This window comes from Candidatus Marivariicella sp. (genome assembly GCF_983056325.1).
Genome location: NZ_CEZOWA010000004.1, coordinates 61,616 through 81,442, shown reverse-complemented (window position 1 = coordinate 81,442; position 19,827 = coordinate 61,616). Strand labels below are relative to the sequence as shown.

Below are 19,827 nucleotides of genomic sequence, written 5' to 3'. Positions count from 1 at the left end.
TGATTATTTAATCAGTTTCAAATTCATCCTTTAAAGGGGCTTCAACTTCAAGAGTAATGTCTTCTTTTGTATCTACTTTTTTAAGGGTTCCAAACAACATTAGAAGCATTGAAAGTAATATAACTAGCAGTAAAACTCTTTCATCAATTACAATAGTTTTTAGATTAATATCTGTTAGTGCATCCAATTGAAAAAACAATAGGATGCTGATTAGCCCTCTAGGGGACATATATGTTATAGGATTATTAAAATTAAATGTAGTTAATGAAAAATACAAATATCTAACACTAAACATAATAGCTAAAATGGCCAATGCGTAAAAATAAGGTTGTGAAGAGATGAAACTTTCTATAGTTATTGAAAATCCAAAAAATAAAAAGAAAAAAGTACGCACTAAAAACGTAGATTCTGACGTTAAAACATGAAACTCACGTAAACTACTTTTTGTTTCTTCAACATCTATTGAGCTTGTCATAAAGCTGGGTAATAAATACCCTCCATTTCCTAAAAATATTCCAAAAATGAAGATTGTTAAAAGAGATGGGAAATGAAAATACTTACCAATAGCATAAACTAAAACTAATAGAGCAAGAATTAGAAAAAATTTTACATTATGATCAATCTTCTGAATAAGTTTTGCTAGAAAGTAAGTTATTATTAGAGAAAGACAAATAATACCTACAATTTGAAAACCTAGTTGAATTATGGGTTTTGAACTGATTAGTGGTTCATTTGACTCAATTTGATATAAACAATAATTAAAAAAGACAATTCCTAAGATGTCTGAAAAGGTTGATTCATAAACAATAAATTCTTTGTCTTTGGTCAAAAGACCGCTTGCTGACGGAATTACTACTGCACTACTTATTATAGATAAAGGAATTGCATACAAAATTGCAGGGTTTTTAGGAATTTCAAGAATATTTATAAAGAAACTTTTGAGTAAGATTATGTTTATTGTCAAAATAATAGAAGCTGCAAGAAATCCAGAAAAAATAAGGGCCAACTTTTCTTTTCTAATTTCTAACTCCAAGGCACCTTCCATAACGATTAGTATTAAACCAATAGTACCTAATACTGGTATCAAATAATTTAATAAGACTGCATTATCAAACCCATAATTATCGGCAACTGTACGAGCAATAATTCCTGTGACCATTAGTAAAATCACAGATGGAAATTTAGTTTTCTTTGCTATTAAATCAAATAAATAAGAAAAAATGATTAAAAGTGGAAGAAGGATTAAAATAGTCCCAGTGTTCATATGAATACTTTGTGTTTTTTAAAGGTACAAAAATACATCATGTTGTCCAGCTTCGTGGATTTTGTAATACATGGATTAATTTGTCTTCTTCTGATCCTTTTTCAGGAACATGATCATAGACCCATTGAACTTTAGGAGGTAAACTCATTAAAATACTTTCAATTCTTCCATTTGTTTTGAGACCAAACAGAGTTCCTTTATCATGAACCAAGTTGAATTCGACATAGCGCCCCCTTCTTATCTCTTGCCATTTTTTTTGATCTGAACTGTAATTATAATTTTTTCTATTATTGACAATGGGTAAATATGCGTCTAAGAAACTATCACCAACATCAGTAACGAATGAAAACCAGTCTTTAATTTTGTAATTTCTTTCTGTCTTTAGATAATCAAAGAATAATCCTCCTATTCCACGCGATTCATTTCTATGATGATTCCAAAAATATGAATCACATTTTTCTTTGTATATATTATAAAAGGAAGAGGAGTGTTTATCGCAAACTAATTTACATATTTTGTGAAAATGTACCGCATCTTCCTCAATTAAGTAAAAAGGAGTAAGGTCCTGCCCTCCTCCAAACCATTGGTCTTTTAGCTCTCCATCTGGAGTATAAAGCTCAAAGTACCTGTAATTTGCATGAACAGTTGGAACCATTGGGTTTTTAGGATGAATAACTAGGCTCAGACCACAAGCAAAAAATCTTGAATCTGTCACTCCAAAGTAATTTTCAAGACTCTCAGGTAAAACACCATTAACTGCTGATACATTAACTCCGGCTTTTTCAAAAACTCTACCATTTTCCAGAACTTTCGATTTACCTCCACCTCCTTCAGGTCTTTTCCAGATATCCTCTTTAAAATTGGATTCACCGTCCAATTGTTCAAGAGAAGAGGTGATTTTTTCTTGAAGCTTGTATATATAATCTAGAAATTTCTTTTTCATTAAATACTTTCATATTGCTTTACAGAATCAATAAAAGCTTTTGCATGACTTACCGGGATGTTTGGCAAAATTCCATGACCAAGGTTAACAATGTATCTATCTTTGCCAAATTCATTTATCATCTGATTTACTTGTTTTTTAATTTCTGGAATAGGGGAAAGTAACCGTGATGGATCAAAATTTCCTTGAAGAGTTATGTTGCCTCCGCTTAAGTATCGTGCATTTTGCGCAGAACAAGTCCAGTCAATTCCAAGTGCAGAAGCTCCAGACTTACTCATTTTATTTAAAGCAAACCAGCATCCTTTTCCAAAAACAATTACTGGAGTAATTTTTTTTAATTCTGTTACAATTTGTTGAAGATAATACCACGAAAACTGATCATAATCTTCTGGAGATAAAAGACCTCCCCATGAATCAAATAATTGAACTGTATCTACTCCTGCCGCTACTTTTTCTTTAAGATATAAAATTGTTGTATCAGTTATCTTTTGAAGAAATTCGTGAGCTAACTCAGGCTGTTCAAAACAAAATGCTTTTGCTTTATCAAATGTTTTTGATCCTTGACCCTGAATAGCATAGCAAAGAAGCGTCCAAGGTGATCCAGCAAAGCCAATTAAAGGTATGCTGTTATTCAATTCTATTTGTGTCATTTTAATAGCATCTAAAACATACCCTAGTTTTTCATGAATGTTTGGAACAAAAATATTCGATAAGTCTTTTTTAGTTTTGATTGGATTTTGAATCCACGGACCAACTCCGTCTTTCATTTCAACTTTAATGTTCATTGCTTGAAGAACTACTAGGATATCACTGAACAAAATAGCCGCATCAGGACCTAATTGATTTATTGGCATTAATGTAATCTCAGTAGCCAGTTCAGGAGTTTGGCATCTTGTAAAAAAGTCATACTTATTTTTTAATTTCATAAAGTCTGGGAGATATCTCCCAGCTTGCCTCATCATCCAAACAGGTGGTCTTGAAACAACTTCACCTTTGAGTGCACGAATAAAAAGATCATTTTTAATCATCTGTTTTTTTTAAATGTTTTTTAATTATTAGAATTAGTGAATTTATTTCAGGATTTTTTGAAATAAAATAATTATTAGTATGTTTTGCAATTTCATTACCAGTTGTATTACCCCAAGAAAAAAACTTTTGTGAATTAAAGGAATTAGTCGAGGCATAGCTTTTTACTGCAGAAGGACTAAAAAAAATAACTCCATCAAATTTGTCACTGACTTTTTTTGGAACTTCTTTCGTTTCGTATACCTCAGAAATGAGAACATTAGATTTTTTAAGGATTTTCTCAATTGAATCGAGTCTTTGTTTTCCACAAAAATAGTTGAATATTTTATCAGAATATTTTTCAAGAATTTTATTAGCAAGATGTTCCGCAGAGTTTTCACATTCTAATACTTTTAACCCCAATTTGGTTAATCTGTTTTTAGTATTAGTTCCTACACAAAAAAAGGGTAATTCTTTTAGGCTTTCGTGTTGACTATGATTTAATAATGCTTTCAATGCTTTTGAACTCGTGATGATTATTCCGAATTTAATTTCCGGCCATATAAAATGAATTATTTCTGTCTTAATCATTGGTGTTTCAACAAGATCAATTCCATTTTGATCAAAAGCAAATTTGAATTGTTTATTTAATTTTTTTGTTGACAATACAATCATTAAATCTTGTTTTTAATTTTACTTATTATTCTATCTCCTCCTTTTTTTAATAATTCAAAAGCGAATTTTTTTCCTAAAAACTCAGGATCTTCATTTAAAGAAAATTTGTAATTACACAAAACCGAATCTTTCCCATCTAAACTAAAAAGCCCACCTTTAAAATTAACTATTTCATTTTCTATTGAGGCTAAAGCTCCTATTGGAGCCGAACAACCTCCCTCTAATATTTTTAAAAATTCACGTTCAATAGTAGTACAATAAAATGTTTTTTCACAATTCACACCTACTAAAGCCTTTTTTATAAATTCATTGCTTTCAAGAGAAGCAATTCCAATTGTTCCTTGAGCTGGTGCAGGAATCATCCAGCTTAAAGTTTTAAATTTTATAGTATTAATTGCAAGACGATCTATCCCAGCTTTTGCAAGTATTATTCCTTTAATAGTTAAGCTGTCTAATTTTTCTAATCTAGTTTGAACATTTCCTCTTATGGGTTCCGTTTTGTCTTGAGGATACTTATTTAGCCATTGAGCCTTCCTTCTGAGACTTCCAGTGCCCACAGATTGAGATTTAAGTAAATCTTCCTCATTTTTAAATAAAATTATATCCAATGGATTTCCTCTTTCTAAAACTGAGTTTATAATTATTCCTGACGGAAGCGCGGTGGGAACGTCTTTCAAGCTGTGAACCGCAATATCTATCTTGTCATCAATTAGAGCGGAATCTAGTGCTCGAGTAAAAACACCTTGAATACCAAATGAATATATAGGTTGAGTTAAGTTTTGATCCCCGTCACTTTTTATAGGTACAATTGAAGAATTATATCCAAATTTTTTTAGTTGATTCTCAGCAGCTTTAGCTTGCCAGAGTGCTAATTTGCTTTCTCTAGTTCCAATTCGAATCTTACGTTTTGACATTCTTCTCAAGTTCAAGTTCAAAAAGATCTACCAGTAAATCCATTGTTGCTGAAGCTTTTTTAGGGTTATCTTTCAGGTAGCTGGCTATCTGACCTGTAAACTTTGATGCTGTTTCTTCCAAACCTGAAATAGGCTTTTCCAAACGTGTCTTAAAGGCATTTAAAAATGGAGCATATTTCCTGTTATATAGCCAGAGATTGAATTCCTTTGCAACTTCAGTAATTATTATTTCTGCTTTACCTATATGTTTTTGTCTTTTTATTAAATTTTGATCTGTCATTTTTGATAATTCATCTACATGAATAAGTGAAACTTGATCTATTTCACTTATTTCAGGAACTACATTTCTTGGTAGTGAAAGATCAATAACTAAAAGAGGGCTTGAACGATGAATAAGCTCTTTGCTTACTGTTGGGTTTTCAGCTCCTGTTGCCACAATTAAGACATCAGCCTTTCTAATTTCAGTATTAAGTTCGCTATGGGGTTTAACAATAACCTTAAATTTGCCTGCAATTTTTTCAGCCCTTTCCTTAGTTCGGTTTATTAAAATAATGTGATTATTTTTTGTGTGTTTTATAAGATTCTCACATGTATTTTTTCCAATTTTTCCAGCACCAAATAAGAGAATGTTCTTGTTTGAAATATCTTTAACATTATTCATAATGTACTGAACAGCAGCAAAAGAAACTGAGGTTGCTCCTGAAGAAATCCCAGTTTCTGTTTTAACACGTTTACTAGCCTGAATCACATTATTGACCAGTCTTTCTAAAAAGCCATTTGCCATTCCTGTTTTTTTAGACAGATAAAAGGATTTTTTCAGTTGTCCAATTATTTCAAAATCACCAAGAATTTGACTTTCAAGACCTGCACCTACCCTGAAGATATGATTTATGGCATCTTTACCTTGAAAAATATACCCAATTTTTTCAAACTTTTTTATTTTTTCTTTTGAAAAGTCACAAAGTAAATCAACCAGACTTTTTGAATTTTCAACTAAACCGTATAGCTCAGTTCTATTGCATGTGCTGGTAATAAGAAGCTCAGTAATACCATTTAATTTTGCTTTAATTAACATGGTCTTGGATGACGACAAAGAAAGACTGAACCCCTCTCTTAAGGAAAGAGATGCTTCTTTATGGCTAATGCCTATTGCAAAAAATGTTTTTGAATCCAAATCTTGGTTTTTTAAATTCTTTTGCAAAAGTAAATTTGAGAAAAATCAAAAAATAACGATAGACGAATTATTAATACCGACTTTAGTTTTTTAAACCAATTTGTTTTCATTTCAATTAAATGTACTAATTTTATTGTGTTTAAAAGATTTTATAATTTAGAATTCATCTAAATAACTATTCAATTATCAATATGGAAAATATCGATGAAAGTTCCAAGGAAAGATCACAATTAGAACCAGGTTTCATTGTTCTTCGTTATGAAAATAATAGTAAAAGTGTTTTACGGAAAAAAATGTCGATAACTAGAGAATATATTCAGTTTCATTTCTGTTTGAAAGGAGCTGGAAAACTTTTATTTAATAATGGTAATTATGAGTTCCCTGTTAATGAAGAGCACGCAGTCCTTTTATATAATCCGACACAAGATCTTCCACTAAATTTAACTTTAGATTCAAATAGTTGGATCATAAGTGTTATAATTTCAATTTCTAAGTTTCATAGTTTATTCTCAAATGATGCAGATCATATCTTTTTTTTAAATCCTGAAAATAGTAAAAGAAAGTTTTATGATGATCGTATTTTTTCTCCCAGCATAGCCGTTGTTTTAAGTCAAATCCTTCAAGCTAAAGTTCACGATAGTATGAAATCTTTATATTTCAAGGGTAAAGTTTACGAATTACTAAGTTTATATTTCAATAAAAGTGACGATACGGATCTTGAGCAATGTCCATTTTTAGTCGATGAAGAAAATGTAAGAAAAATTAGACACGCCAAAGAAATTATTTTAGAGAGGATATCTGAGCCACCAACTTTACATGAACTATCTCAAGAAATTGGATTGAGTTTAAAAAAACTTAAAGAGGGGTTTAAGCAATTGTATGGAGATACTGTATATGGATACTTGCTTGATCATAAAATGGTTGAAGCTCAGAGAATGCTTGAATCAAAAAATTATAATGTAAATGAAGTTGGACTTAAGTTAGGGTATAGTACAGCTAGTCATTTTATAGTTGCTTTCAAAAAGAAATATGGGACTACCCCAAAAAAATATCTAATGTCAGTATCTTCGTAAAAAAATAATAATGAAGGGTGTACTCTTAGTTAACTTAGGCTCCCCGGAAAGTCCAAAAACTCCGGATGTAAGAAATTATTTAGATCAGTTTTTGATGGACGAAAGAGTAATTGATTTGCCTAAGTGGTTTAGGACTTTTTTGGTTAAAGGCATCATTCTAAATACAAGACCAAAAAAATCTGCAGAGGCTTACAAAAAAATTTGGTGGAAAGAAGGTTCTCCCCTAATTGTTCTTTCTGAGCGGCTTATGAAAAAAGTGCAAAAAAAGGTTTCAGTACCAGTAGTTCTTGCTATGCGTTATGGAAATCCATCAATCAAAAGTGGTTTAGATATGCTAAATAGAAAGGGGGTCAATGAAGTTTTAATCGTTCCATTATATCCTCAATTTGCAATGGCAACTACTGAAACGATTTTAGTTTTAGCTGAAAAAATAAGAGCTGAGTTTTTTCCAAAAATGAAGTTTATTTCATTGCCATCATTTTATGATCATCCGGATTATATAAGGGTTCTTGCGAATTCTATTCAAGATTCTTTAAAAGGAAAAAATTGGGAGCATCTTTTATTTTCTTATCATGGAGTACCAGAAAGGCATATTCGGAAATCAGATATTTCAAAATCACATTGCAAAATGGATGGGAAATGCTGTTTCACAAAATCATCTGCCCATCAATATTGTTATAAACATCAATGTGAGACTACTTCTTTAAAAGTTGCAGAATATTTAGAGTTAAAAGAAGGCACCTTCTCTACTTCTTTTCAATCAAGAGTTTCTATTTTGGGTTCATGGCTAAAACCTTACACTGATAAGACGGTATCATCTTTTGCAGAGAATGGAACCAAAGAACTTGCAATTGCAACTCCTGCTTTTGTTTCCGATTGTTTGGAGACATTGGAAGAAATTGGGATGGAGGCAGCTGAAGATTTCGAAGAAAAAGGAGGGAAGAAGCTACACGTAATTCCTTGTATAAATGATCGCGACGACTGGGTTAAAGTTTTGAGTAGATGGATTGATGAATGGGCTTTAGCTCCAGTTGAAACGTAATATGGAAAAAAACTTATCTGGAGGTTTAGGTACTGATCCAATATTTAAACTTCTAGTTAAACAAGGAGTTCCTGCATCCATTGGTATTTTAGTAATGTCTTTGAACATTCTTATAGATACCGTTTTTGTAGGTCAATGGATTGGTACGAATGCAATAGCAGCAATTAATGTTGTTTTACCAGTTTCTTTTTTTATTGCTGCTCTTGGAATGGCAATTGGTATTGGAGGAGGTTCAATAATATCCAGAGCTTTGGGAGATAAAAATATGACCAAAGCAAATAAAACTTTTGGAAATCAAATCACTCTAACACTTATTGTAACATTATCTTTTTCGTTTTTTGGTTTATTGTTTTCAGAGTACTTAATACCTTTATTTGGGGGGAAAGGTGAGTTATATGAATTAGCTAAAATATATTATAAAATAGTTCTTTACGGAGTACCTGTTTTAGGACTTTGCATGATGGGTAATAACACAATGCGAGCAGAAGGAAAACCTAAATATGCAATGTATGCAATGATGATTCCGTCAATTACTAATTTACTTTTAGACTATGTATTAATCTTTTATTACGACTATGGAATGTTCGGGGCAGCATGGGCTACAACAGCTTCCTATGGAATAACAGCTATTTATATTCTATATTATTTTAAATCAAATAAATCAGTATTTAAGCTTAAAATAAATGATTTTTATTTATCATTTAATGTTACTAAAGAAATCTCTTCATTAGGCTCAGTTACACTTGCAAGACAAGCAACGGTTAGTATCGTTGTCTTACTTGTTAATAATATTTTGTTTAATTCGGGAGGAGAAACTACAGTAGCTGTATATGCTATAATTAGTAGAATGTTGATGTTTGCTCTTTTTCCTGTCATTGGAATAACTCAAGGTTTTATTCCGATTGCAGCCTTCAACCATGGTGCTAATAATTATAAAAGAGTATACGAAGTTGTTATTAAAGCAATGATTTTTTCTACTTTATTAGCCAGTCTAGTATTTATTTTAATTTTTATTTTTTCTGAAGAGATCGTCAAGTTATTTACAGACGATTCTGATGTTTTGAATCAAACACCACCCGCTCTTCGATGGGTTTTTGCAGCAACGCCAATAATTGGAATTCAATTCATTGGGTCAGCATACTTTCAAGCAATAGGAAAAGCGCTGCCTGCACTACTTTTAACCCTTACGCGTCAGGGTTTCTTTTTCATCCCATTATTATTTATTTTATCAAATAAAATTGGTGTTATGGGAGTTTGGATTGCTTTTCCTTTAGGAGAATTAATTTCAACAATAGTTACAGGATATTTCTTGTTTAAAAACTTGAAAAAATAGATTATTTGAGGTATTAAATTTGTTTTGTAATTTGTTCTGATAAAAAGTGATAAATGAAAAATTTTGATTTTCCAGTATTTAGAGGTTTAGGCTATGTTTTAGTGTTTTTTTTAGTTACCAATATTTTTGGTCAAAGGAAAAAAGAAAGAGCTAAAATTGTTTCATTCGATTCAAGTATACACGAAAGTCTCAAGTTTCGTGAAATAGGCCCTTTTAGGGGAGGGCGTTCAGCCGCAGTTACTGGTGTTAAAGATGACCCCAATTTATACTATTTTGGAGCGACTGGAGGAGGAGTCTGGAAAACAAATGATTCGGGTAAAACATATGAAAACATTTCAGACGGATACTTCGGTGGGAGCATAGGTTCTATAGCGGTAGCTCCAAGTGATTCAAATGTCATATATGTAGGAGGAGGAGAAGTTACAGTTAGAGGAAATGTTTCTTCTGGAAATGGGGTTTGGAAATCTGTTGATGCAGGAAAAACATGGATTTTCTCAGGACTTCCAAATTCTAGACACATACCTAGAATCGTTGTAGATTCAAAAAATTCAAATATTGTCTATGCCGCTGTATTAGGTAATATTTATAAACCGACAAATGAAAGAGGGGTTTATAAATCGATTAATGGAGGTAAAACCTGGAAGAGAATATTGTTTGCGAACGATCAGGCCGGTGCTGTTGAATTACAAATGGATCCTAAAAACTCAAGAATTCTTTACGCTTCTACTTGGAATTTGAAAAGAACTCCTTATAGTCTGATTAGTGGGGGACCAGGCTCTTTATTATGGAAAAGTAATGATAGCGGGGGTACTTGGTCAAAAATATCAAGTAATGAAGGGTTCGCTAAAGGTATTCTTGGAATTATTGGAGTTACCGTATCTCCTGTAAATTCTGAAAGGATTTTTGCTATTGTAGAAAATGAAGAAAAAGGAGGGGTTTACAGATCTGATAATGGTGGAAAAACATGGAAGTATGTTAATTCTAACAGATCTTTAAGACAGAGAGCGTGGTACTATTCTAAAATTTATGCTGACACTCAAAATCAAGATATCGTTTATGTAATGAATGTTTCTTATCACAAGTCAATTGACGGAGGAAAAACATTTAAGAGCAATAGAGCACCTCACGGTGATCATCATGATTTATGGATAGACCCAGATAATAATCAGCGAATGATAATTGCGGATGATGGGGGTGCCCAAATTAGCAATAATGGGGGATCAGATTGGAGTACATATTATAATCAGCCAACTTCTCAATTTTATAGAGTCACAACAGACAATTCATTTCCATACAGAATATATGTAGCTCAGCAAGACAATTCAACAATAAGAGTAAAACACAGATCAGATGGAAGATTCATTACTGAGGATGACTGGGAGTCAACCGCAGGAGGAGAATCTGCCCATATTGCTGTAGACCCTGAAAACAACGATATTGTTTATGGTGGAAGTTATGGAGGTTTTTTAACCAGAGTTAATCACAAAACAGGAAGTGTAAGAGGTATAAATGTTTGGCCTGATAATCCAATGGGATATGGAGCAGAAGGTATGAAGTACAGGTTTCAATGGAATTTCCCCATATTTTTCAGCCATCATGACACCAAAAAATTATTTACACTATCAAACCAGGTTCATACTTCGGAAAATGAGGGACAAAGCTGGAAAATAATAAGTCCTGATCTAACAAGAAATGATCCTGAAAAATTAAAATCATCAGGAGGTCCAATTACTCAAGATAATACAGGAGTAGAATACTACAGCACTCTTTTTGCAGCAAGCGAATCAAGACTAAGTGATGGAGAAATATGGGTAGGTAGTGACGATGGATTAGTCCATTTAACTAAAAATGGAGGAGAAAGTTGGGAAAATATAACTCCAAATCAAGCACCAAAATCATTGATGGTAAATAGTATAGAAACATCATATTTTAAATCTGGAAAAACTTATGTAGCTGGTACTTCATATAAGTCAGGTGATTTTAAACCATATATTTATAAGACAACTGATCATGGAAAAACATGGAAAAAAACAGTAAACGGAATAAATTCTGAACATTTTACAAGAGTAATGAGATCAGATCCTGGTAAAGAAGGACTGCTTTATGCCGGAACCGAATCAGGGATTTATATCTCTTATGATGATGGAGAATCTTGGAGTTCGTTTCAAAAAAATCTTCCAATAGTTCCAGTTACTGACATTATAATAAAAGATAATAGTTTAATCGTCGCAACTCAAGGAAGGGGTATCTGGATGATAGACGATTTGACAGTTTTACATCAATTGGACAGTAAAAAATTAAATAATGAAATAAACTTATTTTCACCAAAAGATAGTTACAGAACCAGAGGTAGTGGAGGAAAATCAAGTAAAATCGCAGGTACTAATATTGAAAATGGAGTAATTGTTTATTATAATTTAAAAGATTACAAATCTTCAAAAGACACTGTTTCAATTAGTTTTTCAGATATGGATGGGAAAATAATTAAAAGCTTTAGCAATCATGACAAAGAAAATATGCTTTCACCCACCAAGGGGAGCAATAAATTTGTCTGGGACACAAAGCATGATGGGGCGGAAGTATTAGATGGTATGATTTTTTGGTCGGCTTCATTTTCTGGACCAAAGTCTGCACCGGGAAAGTATAGAGTAACATTAAATAAGAATGGAATAAAAACAAGTATGCCTTTTGAGATTTTAATTGATCCCAGATCTGAGGTTGAAGCTTCAGACATTGAAAAACAATTAGATTTTGTTAACTCAATAAATAGAACAGTTGACAATGCTCACAAAGCGATAAAGGAAATTAGAAAAATAAACTTAAAACTTAAGGAATTTGAGTTAAATTTTCAAAAATCCGACTCTATTGCTGAGCTTGTTACTAAGTCTGAAAAGCTTCGGGATAAGTTATTCAATATTGAAAAAACATTATACCAAACTAAAAACCAAAGCAATCAGGACCCCCTTAACTTTCCAATTAAATTGACCAACAAGTTGGGTCATTTAAACAGACTTGTAACCATGAACGACTTTCCACCAACAGATCAGGACAACGCTGTTAGATTAGAGCTAACTAAAAAAGTAGAAAACCAATTGAAGATCCATAAATTTCTTATAAACACGGAGGTTGATTCTTTTAATAAAGAGTTTGCAAAACTTGAACTGAATTACTTAAAAATAGATTGATCTTTTGATAGAATATTACGATTATTTTAAAGCGTTACATTTGATTTTTATAATTACGTGGTTTGCTGGCTTGTTTTATATTCCAAGACTCTTTATTTACATAATTGAAGCCCAAAAAAAGTCAGAAATAGAGAAAGAAATTTTAACATTACAGCTAAATTTAATGGCTAAAAAATTATGGTACATCATTACATGGCCTTCAGCAATTCTTGCCATTATTTTTGCTTTAGTTTTAATTTATTTAGTACCAATATGGTTAACTCAGCAGTGGATGATCATAAAAATTATTTTTGTTTTCCTCTTATTAATTTATCATTTAAAAACACATTCAATTTATATTGATTTTCAAAAAGGTATCTTCAAATATTCAAGTACTTTTATGCGTTTTTGGAATGAAGGAGCAACTTTAATTCTTTTTTCAATTGTTTTTCTAGTTTCAATTAAAAATAGCTTTAACTGGATTTTTGGACTTATTGGACTCGTTGGATTAGGAGTACTTTTGTCATTAGGAATACGTTTCTATAAAAAAATTAATAGAAAAAATAATGCAAATAATTAAAGCTAAAATTTCATTAAGAACAAGACTGTTTCTAGCTATGGTTTTGTTGGTCCTTACCACTTGCTTAATGATTTTAGGAGCAACATATTTCCAATACGGAACAGAGTCAGAGTCATATAATCAATTTAGAATGGAGCGAAAGGAGCAGCAGTTGCTTTCTCAGATTAACTACTTGGTGTCTAAAAATGATCTGAAGTTTTCTTCTCAAGAAAAATGGATGAGTTTTAAAGATGATTTAGAAGCTGTAAGAACGATTCTTAATGTAGATTATTCTGTTTTTGATCTGGAAGGGAATCCATTATATGTAAACTTTTTACCTCTAAAGATTATTGCTAATAATTACACATTAAACAACTTAACATTGTTAGGAATAAAACAAAATAATTCAAATCGATTTGTTGAAAACAATATTGATGAAATTGGAAAATTTCAATCTTCGTATAGGTATCTTCAAGATGCATCAGGCTTTGAATATGCAATTTTATTTTTCCCCTATTTTGAGGATGTTTCCTTCTCTGAAAACGAGTTAAACACTTTTTTGCAGAGTCTTTATCAAGTTTATCTTTTGATGCTTGTAATATCAATTGGTCTTGCATATTTTATTTCTAAATACGTAACAAGATCGTTGGAGACGTTGAGACTTCAAATCAACTCTACTGGCTTATTAAAGCGAAATAAAAGAATTCATCTAAAGAATCCTTCTAGAGAAATTGATAGTTTGGTAAATTCCTATAACAAAATGATAGATGATTTAGAGAAAAGTGCAAAAAAGCTTGCTCAAACTGAACGCGAACAGGCATGGCAAGAAATGGCTAGACAGGTGGCTCATGAGATTAAAAACCCATTAACACCTATGCGACTTTCCGTACAAAACTTTCAAAGAAGATACGATCCATCAGATAAAAGTAACAAGAATAATATTGAAGAATTTTCTAAATTACTAATCGAACAGATTGATATAATGAGTAATGTAGCAACTACTTTCTCGGACTTTGCAACCCTTCCAAAGGCTAAACTACTCTCTTCAGATATTGTTGATGCTACAAAAAGAGCAACAGAAATATTTGAGTATGAAAATGTAGTTTTTTCATCCAATAAAGATAAAGTTCTCTATCCCTTAGATAGAACCCAATGGATTCGTGTTATGACCAATTTGATTCAAAATGGGTTACAATCAGTAAATTCTAAAAAACAAGCCAAGATCGAAGTTAACTTAAAGGCAGACTCTAATAAAATAATTATATCCGTTAAAGACAATGGTCAAGGGGTTGACCCTAACCTGAAAGAAAAGATATTCGAACCAAAATTTACAACCAAAACCAAAGGTATGGGGTTGGGATTAGGGATTGTAAAAAACATAATAGATTCTCATAAAGGCAAGATAACTTATCAAACACGTAACAACATCGGGACTACATTTATGATAGAATTGAAATTTAAAAAATCTAATTAGCAATATTCGTTATAGGCCGAAATAAGATTATCAGCTATAATATCTGCGGGTCTCCCTTCAATATGATGCCTTTCGATCATATGAACCAACTCTCCATCTCTGAAAAGGGCAATACTTGGTGAAGAAGGAGGGAATGGAACCATATAGGATCTCGCTAATTCAGTTGCTTCACTGTCTACTCCTGCAAAAACAGTAACTAAATTATTAGGTTTGATTTCATTAGATAGTGATAAGCGAATCGCTGGTCTGGCATTAGCAGCAGCACACCCACAAACTGAGTTTACAACAACTAAAGTTGTACCACTTTTTTTAAGAGCATCATCAACATCAGAACTAGTTTTTAAGTCACCGAATCCCAAATCAGTTAGTTCAGCCTTCATGGGTTCATAAATTTCTTTTGGATACATGTTTTTTTTGTAAATATAATAAAGAAACCTTACAGACATAGTTATATTTGGTGTCAAATATCGCTTTTATGATTAAATGGGTTTCTGCTTTTGTTGGATTCAGTTATTTTCGTTTTCCAGGTGCTATTTTAGGATATATAATAGGTCAGGTTCTAGAGAGAATTTTTAACAATTCAGGTTCTAAATATCAAAATAAATTTGGATCCACTGATGGAAATTTGATGCAAATTAAATTGCTAACACTTGCTGCTATTGTTGTTAAAGCAGATGGAAAGGTTGACTCCAAAGAATTAGAGTATGTTAGACGTTTTTTTATAAGTCATTATGGAAAAAATAAGTCTGATGAGATTTTTAAAATTTTTAATTCAAAAGTTAAGCTCCAAAATCAGTCTTTGGATCAAATAACAGTGTCTTTCAGGACGAACTCTAGCTATGAAACAAGACTTCAGCTAATTCATTTTTTATTCGGTATTGCAAAGGCTGATGGAAATATCTCCAGCTTAGAATTAGTTAAAATAAGTCAAATATCATCGAGTCTAAATATTAATCTTGCAGATTTTGAAAGTATCAAAGCGATGTTCATTAAAGAAGAAAACAGTGCATATAAAATACTTGAAATTGATATAAACTCATCAGTTGAAGAAATTAAAAAAGCATATCGTTTGATGGTTAAAAAATATCATCCTGATAAACTTCAAACTAAAGATCCGTATTTGTTAAAAGGAGCAGAAGAAAAATTCATTCAGGTTCAAGAAGCATATGAAATTTTAAAAAACAAACATAAATTTTAATTTATGCTTCAAACATTTTTATTCTTTTTAAAATTAGGATATTATCATGTTTTAGATTTGGATGGATTTGATCATTTTTATTTTTTTATTGTAATATCTCTTCCCTTTACATTTAAAAAGGGAGTTCAGCTTTTAAAATGGGTAACACTTTTTACTTTAGGACACTGTTTGACACTTTTTTTAAATTATTATTTTAACATATCTACCGATTTGTATTGGATTGAAGCTTTAATTCCGATAACAATAATGTATAGTTCTGCTATAATTATTTTCCAAACTATTGGGAGTTCCAAAAAATATAGATTCAAATATTTTACAATGTCAACACTTTTTTTGGGTCTAATTCATGGCGTAGGCTTTGGAAGATACTTTAATCTTTTAGTTCAAGAAGACTCTTCTTTTGCATCACTATTGGGTTTTGCCTTTGGAATTGAGGTTGCTCAAATTATAATAGTTTCATTTGTTTTAGTGTTAAACAGTTTTATAATTAAATTTTCTGAAGATAAATTCATTTTATGGATTAGATCTGGTTCTTGTTTGATTTTTATTTTATCACTAAAAATGCTTTTCGAAAGACTTTAGGTCTTGGATTAAGATTTTTGTAGTTTCGTCTTAAATGACAAATTCAAAACAAAATATTTATGATCAGGCATATCTTGATATGGCCAATAGATGGGGGAAATTGTCACATTGTGAAAGAAAACAAGTTGGAGCTTTAATCGTTAAAGACAGGATGATTATTTCTGACGGCTATAACGGTACACCCTCTGGATTTGAAAACAATTGTGAAGATGAAAATAATTTTACAAAATGGTACGTACTCCACGCTGAAGCAAATGCAATTCTTAAAGTTGCTTCTTCGACTCAGTCCTGTAAAGGTTCAACCTTGTATATAACACTTTCTCCGTGTAAAGAGTGTAGTAAGCTTATTCATCAATCTGGAATTATAAGAGTAGTTTATTCTGTTGAATATAAAGACACGTCTGGGATTGAGTTTCTAAAAAAGGCTGGAGTACAAATAGATTTTTTGCCTTAAAAATTATTTTTCTTTTTCTGAAATTTTAATTGAAGTCTTTAAGATTAAAAGGAGTAAAATTGCACATCCAGAAGACAAAACGCCTATTAGAGCAATTGAACTTTCACCGACAAGAGACTTGTTCCAATCTATTTTATATAAGTTAAATATTAAACTAATAATGGTAAGTGTTAAAAATATATATATAGATTTTTTCATAAAATTAATTAATAATTTGACCAACATTAGTGGCGAAAAGTTTTACGGAAATGGATAATAAAATTATTCCAAAGACCTTCTGTATTACTGCAATTCCAGTTTTACCAAGAATTTTTGACATAAAATTAGAGGATTTAAGTATCATATAAACAATCAAGATATTACAACCTATAGCTGCAATTATATTTATAAGTTCAAATTCTGCTCTCAACGAAAGTAATGTTGTTAGACTTCCGGGCCCAGCAATAATTGGAAATGCAATCGGAACTATTGATGCCGTTTCTGGTATGTCATTTTTGTAAATGGAAATGCCCATTATCATTTCTAGAGCAATAAAGAAAATTATTAATGATCCAGCTACAGCAAAAGAATTAACATCTATCCCTATCAAGCTTAATATGTTTTTTCCAACAAAAATAAATCCAATCATTATCAAACCAGCAACTATAGATGCTTTTTCAGATTCAATATGACCAACTTTTTCTCGAAGAGAAATTATAATAGGAATACTTCCAATAATATTTATCACGGCAAAAAGAATTAGACCGGCCGTAAAAATTTCTTTAAAATTCAACATTTATTTTTTTCAAAAGTACTTAACTTATTAATATCTCATCGAGATATTAATGGTTAATTTAGCTTTAATATTTAAGTTAAAAAATGTTTCAAATTGATAATACTATAGTCTCAGAATCTATTATTTCCGAGGATTTTGTGTGTAATATTGGTAAGTGTAAAGGCGAATGTTGTGTTTCTGGGTCGGCAGGCGCTCCTTTGGAAAAAAATGAAATTAAAATTTTAGATGATCTTCAAGATAAAATTTCACCCTTTTTATCGAAAAAGGGTATAAAATCATTAAAAGAACAAGGTAATTACATTAAAGGTGTTGATGGTGAATGGGAAACTCCACTGATAGATGGAAAAGAATGCTCTTATACAGTTTTTGACCATAAGGGACAAGCTCAATGCGGTATTGAAAAAGCACATAAAGCAGGGGAGATAAATTTTTACAAACCAATTTCATGCCATCTATATCCAATTAGAGTCCAAAACTATTCTGAATTTACTGCCGTTAATTACCATGAGTGGTCAATTTGTGATACAGCATGTTCCTTGGGGTCAGAATTAAAAATTCCAATCTATAAATTTGTAAAAAATGCTTTGATTAGAAGATTTGGAAAACAGTGGTATGAAAAATTATCTATAACAGCAAAAAAATGGCTCAAGTCGCGCTCTCAGTAAAGAAGGGGTTTAACAGAGAAAAATAATTATAAAATATTGAAAATCACATACTTGGAAGTTTATTGATTTTGTTTAAAATAAGATATTTAGCTTTTTTTGTTAAAAACTAAGCCTCTTTGTGAATAAGTACCCCTTTCAATTGTACTAACAATTTTAAATCTTTGTAAGTATGAAATAATTCAATAAAAACTAAAAAAAATATTAAAGATCTATTTTGATCTAAACTGACAGAATATTTTTGAGCTAATTTTAAATTCTATGGAGATTGAACAGATAATTAAGAGAGACTCGACTACCAGCGCGTTTCATCTAGATAAAATTACAGAAGCTATTGAAAAAGCAATGGTTGCAGTTGGAGTCGGGACTGAACAAGATGCTCAGGATGTAGCATTGTCAGTTAATCAAAAACTCTTAGATCGTAAAAAGGAACACCAAGAATATATACCTACAATTGAGGAGGTTCAAGATATAGTGGAGACGCAACTGATGGAAAATAACTTTCCAGAATCAGCGAAAGCATACATTTTATATCGAAATAAAAGAAGTCAACAAAGGCAGTCTGATCTTTTTGAAAAACGAATTAACTTAAAACCATACGAATATCCTCAGCTTTATGAATATGTTCCGGCTATAAGACACTCTTACTGGATTCATTCAGAATTTAATTTCACAAGTGATATTCAAGATTTTAAGTCACGGTTGTCTGTTCCAGAACGAAGTGCTATTAAAAACACCATGTTGGCAATTTCTCAAATTGAAGTAGCTGTAAAATCATTTTGGGGAGATCTATATCACAGAATTCCTAAACCTGAGATCGGTTCTGTAGGATCAACCTTTGCCGAAAGTGAGGTTCGTCATGCGGATGCCTATTCTCATTTATTAGAGGTACTAGGATTGAACTCCGAGTTTAAAGAACTTAAAAAGAAACCGGCTATTATGAAGAGGGTTCAGTATTTAGAAACAGCACTTAAAAACTCAAAAAGTGATGATAATAAAGAATATGCCGAGGCTATTCTTCTATTTTCGCTATTTATAGAACATGTTTCTCTGTTTTCTCAATTCTTAATAATTATGGCTTTCAATAAACACAAAAATATGCTAAAAGGCATTTCCAATGTGGTAGAGGCAACTTCTAAAGAAGAGCAGATTCACGGTGATTTTGGGATAGATTTGATCAAAATTCTTCAAAAGGAGAACCCTGAGTGGTTTACACCAGAATATCAAGAAAAGATTCAAAATCTATGCAAGCAAGCTTTTGAAGCGGAGCAGGGTGTTGTGGATTGGATTTTTGAAAATGGAGAGCTAGACTTTTTACCGAAGTCAGTAATTAATGAGTTTTTAAAAAATAGATTTAATAATTCTCTTGAAAGCATTGGGATTGATAAAGTATTTGAGATTGACCAAAATCTAGTTTCGCAGACTGAATGGTTTGATGATGAGATTATAGGAACAAAGCATGGAGATTTTTTTGTAAAACGATCCATAAATTATAGTAAAAGAACCCAAAGTATAACAAGTGATGATCTATTTTAG

20 protein-coding genes are annotated in these 19,827 nt (G+C 31.4%); 11 read left to right on the top strand and 9 right to left on the bottom strand.

Annotated elements, in window-relative coordinates; translation table 11 throughout:
- Nucleotides 1–7: 7 nt before the first annotated feature.
- Genes AC3ATN_RS02130 through hemA form a run of 6 tightly spaced genes read right to left on the bottom strand, consistent with a single transcriptional unit; the run spans nt 8 to nt 6,002 of the window.
- A complete protein-coding gene (locus tag AC3ATN_RS02130) occupies nt 8–1,264 on the bottom strand; it encodes a cation:proton antiporter domain-containing protein (RefSeq protein WP_487531567.1) in 1,257 nt (418 codons plus the stop codon).
- Between the two features lie 37 nt (nt 1,265–1,301).
- A complete protein-coding gene (hemF, locus tag AC3ATN_RS02125; RefSeq protein WP_487531566.1) occupies nt 1,302–2,207 on the bottom strand; it encodes an oxygen-dependent coproporphyrinogen oxidase in 906 nt (301 codons plus the stop codon).
- A complete protein-coding gene (gene hemE, locus AC3ATN_RS02120; protein ID WP_487531565.1) occupies nt 2,207–3,235 on the bottom strand; it encodes a uroporphyrinogen decarboxylase in 1,029 nt (342 codons plus the stop codon). Before hemE ends, hemF begins: the two co-directional genes overlap by 1 nt.
- A complete protein-coding gene (locus AC3ATN_RS02115; protein WP_487531563.1) occupies nt 3,228–3,887 on the bottom strand; it encodes a uroporphyrinogen-III synthase in 660 nt (219 codons plus the stop codon). The genes hemE and AC3ATN_RS02115 overlap by 8 nt, the downstream gene beginning before the upstream one ends.
- Entirely contained in the window at nt 3,887–4,801 is a 915-nt protein-coding gene (gene hemC, locus AC3ATN_RS02110) for a hydroxymethylbilane synthase (RefSeq protein WP_487531562.1), read from the bottom strand. Before hemC ends, AC3ATN_RS02115 begins: the two co-directional genes overlap by 1 nt.
- Nucleotides 4,788–6,002, bottom strand: coding sequence for a glutamyl-tRNA reductase (hemA, locus tag AC3ATN_RS02105; protein ID WP_487531561.1), 1,215 nt, complete (start codon nt 6,000–6,002; stop codon nt 4,788–4,790). The genes hemC and hemA overlap by 14 nt, the downstream gene beginning before the upstream one ends.
- 164 nt (nt 6,003–6,166) lie before the next feature.
- Here hemA and AC3ATN_RS02100 point away from each other — a divergent pair, with 164 nt between their 5' ends.
- Genes AC3ATN_RS02100 through AC3ATN_RS02075 form a run of 6 tightly spaced genes read left to right on the top strand, consistent with a single transcriptional unit; the run spans nt 6,167 to nt 14,620 of the window.
- Entirely contained in the window at nt 6,167–7,048 is an 882-nt protein-coding gene (locus AC3ATN_RS02100) for a helix-turn-helix transcriptional regulator (protein ID WP_487531560.1), read from the top strand.
- A gap of 7 nt (nt 7,049–7,055) precedes the next feature.
- Complete coding sequence (hemH, locus tag AC3ATN_RS02095; protein WP_487531598.1) at nt 7,056–8,090, top strand: ferrochelatase; 1,035 nt, start codon at nt 7,056–7,058, stop codon at nt 8,088–8,090.
- 1 nt (nt 8,091) lies between these two features.
- Nucleotides 8,092–9,423, top strand: coding sequence for an MATE family efflux transporter (locus AC3ATN_RS02090; protein ID WP_487531559.1), 1,332 nt, complete (start codon nt 8,092–8,094; stop codon nt 9,421–9,423).
- A gap of 53 nt (nt 9,424–9,476) precedes the next feature.
- Nucleotides 9,477–12,608 carry a WD40/YVTN/BNR-like repeat-containing protein gene (locus AC3ATN_RS02085; protein ID WP_487531558.1) on the top strand — a complete coding sequence of 1,044 codons (3,132 nt, stop codon included), beginning with the start codon at nt 9,477–9,479 and terminating at the stop codon, nt 12,606–12,608.
- Nucleotides 12,609–12,615: 7 nt separating this feature from the next.
- Nucleotides 12,616–13,167 (top strand): CopD family protein, encoded by a 552-nt coding sequence (locus AC3ATN_RS02080; protein ID WP_487531596.1) that lies wholly within the window; start codon nt 12,616–12,618, stop codon nt 13,165–13,167.
- Nucleotides 13,154–14,620: a sensor histidine kinase gene (locus AC3ATN_RS02075; protein WP_487531557.1), complete on the top strand. Its 1,467-nt coding sequence runs from the start codon at nt 13,154–13,156 to the stop codon at nt 14,618–14,620. Before AC3ATN_RS02080 ends, AC3ATN_RS02075 begins: the two co-directional genes overlap by 14 nt.
- Here the strand turns inward: AC3ATN_RS02075 and AC3ATN_RS02070 are convergent.
- The gene (locus AC3ATN_RS02070) at nt 14,617–15,027 is read right to left on the bottom strand and encodes a BrxA/BrxB family bacilliredoxin (RefSeq protein WP_487531556.1); all 411 of its coding nucleotides are present in this window, start codon (nt 15,025–15,027) and stop codon (nt 14,617–14,619) included. The genes AC3ATN_RS02075 and AC3ATN_RS02070 overlap by 4 nt on opposite strands.
- Before the next feature lie 68 nt (nt 15,028–15,095).
- Between AC3ATN_RS02070 and AC3ATN_RS02065 the strand changes: the two genes are divergently transcribed.
- Genes AC3ATN_RS02065 through AC3ATN_RS02055 form a run of 3 tightly spaced genes read left to right on the top strand, consistent with a single transcriptional unit; the run spans nt 15,096 to nt 16,854 of the window.
- Nucleotides 15,096–15,818: a TerB family tellurite resistance protein gene (locus AC3ATN_RS02065; RefSeq protein WP_487531555.1), complete on the top strand. Its 723-nt coding sequence runs from the start codon at nt 15,096–15,098 to the stop codon at nt 15,816–15,818.
- Nucleotides 15,819–15,821: 3 nt separating this feature from the next.
- The gene (locus AC3ATN_RS02060; protein ID WP_487531554.1) at nt 15,822–16,400 is read left to right on the top strand and encodes a HupE/UreJ family protein; all 579 of its coding nucleotides are present in this window, start codon (nt 15,822–15,824) and stop codon (nt 16,398–16,400) included.
- A gap of 34 nt (nt 16,401–16,434) precedes the next feature.
- Nucleotides 16,435–16,854 (top strand): deoxycytidylate deaminase, encoded by a 420-nt coding sequence (locus AC3ATN_RS02055; protein ID WP_487531552.1) that lies wholly within the window; start codon nt 16,435–16,437, stop codon nt 16,852–16,854.
- Between the two features lie 3 nt (nt 16,855–16,857).
- On the opposite strand, the gene AC3ATN_RS02050 is transcribed toward AC3ATN_RS02055, so the two are convergent.
- Nucleotides 16,858–17,052, bottom strand: a complete 195-nt coding sequence (locus AC3ATN_RS02050; RefSeq protein WP_487531551.1) for a hypothetical protein — start codon at nt 17,050–17,052, stop codon at nt 16,858–16,860.
- Nucleotides 17,053–17,056: 4 nt separating this feature from the next.
- On the bottom strand, nt 17,057–17,629 hold the full coding sequence (locus AC3ATN_RS02045) for a MarC family protein (protein ID WP_487531550.1): 573 nt from the start codon (nt 17,627–17,629) through the stop codon (nt 17,057–17,059).
- Between the two features lie 83 nt (nt 17,630–17,712).
- On the opposite strand from AC3ATN_RS02045, the gene AC3ATN_RS02040 reads away from it, so the two are divergent.
- Nucleotides 17,713–18,294, top strand: a complete 582-nt coding sequence (locus AC3ATN_RS02040; RefSeq protein ID WP_487531549.1) for a DUF3109 family protein — start codon at nt 17,713–17,715, stop codon at nt 18,292–18,294.
- Between the two features lie 258 nt (nt 18,295–18,552).
- Nucleotides 18,553–19,827 (top strand): ribonucleotide-diphosphate reductase subunit beta, encoded by a 1,275-nt coding sequence (locus AC3ATN_RS02035; RefSeq protein WP_487531548.1) that lies wholly within the window; start codon nt 18,553–18,555, stop codon nt 19,825–19,827.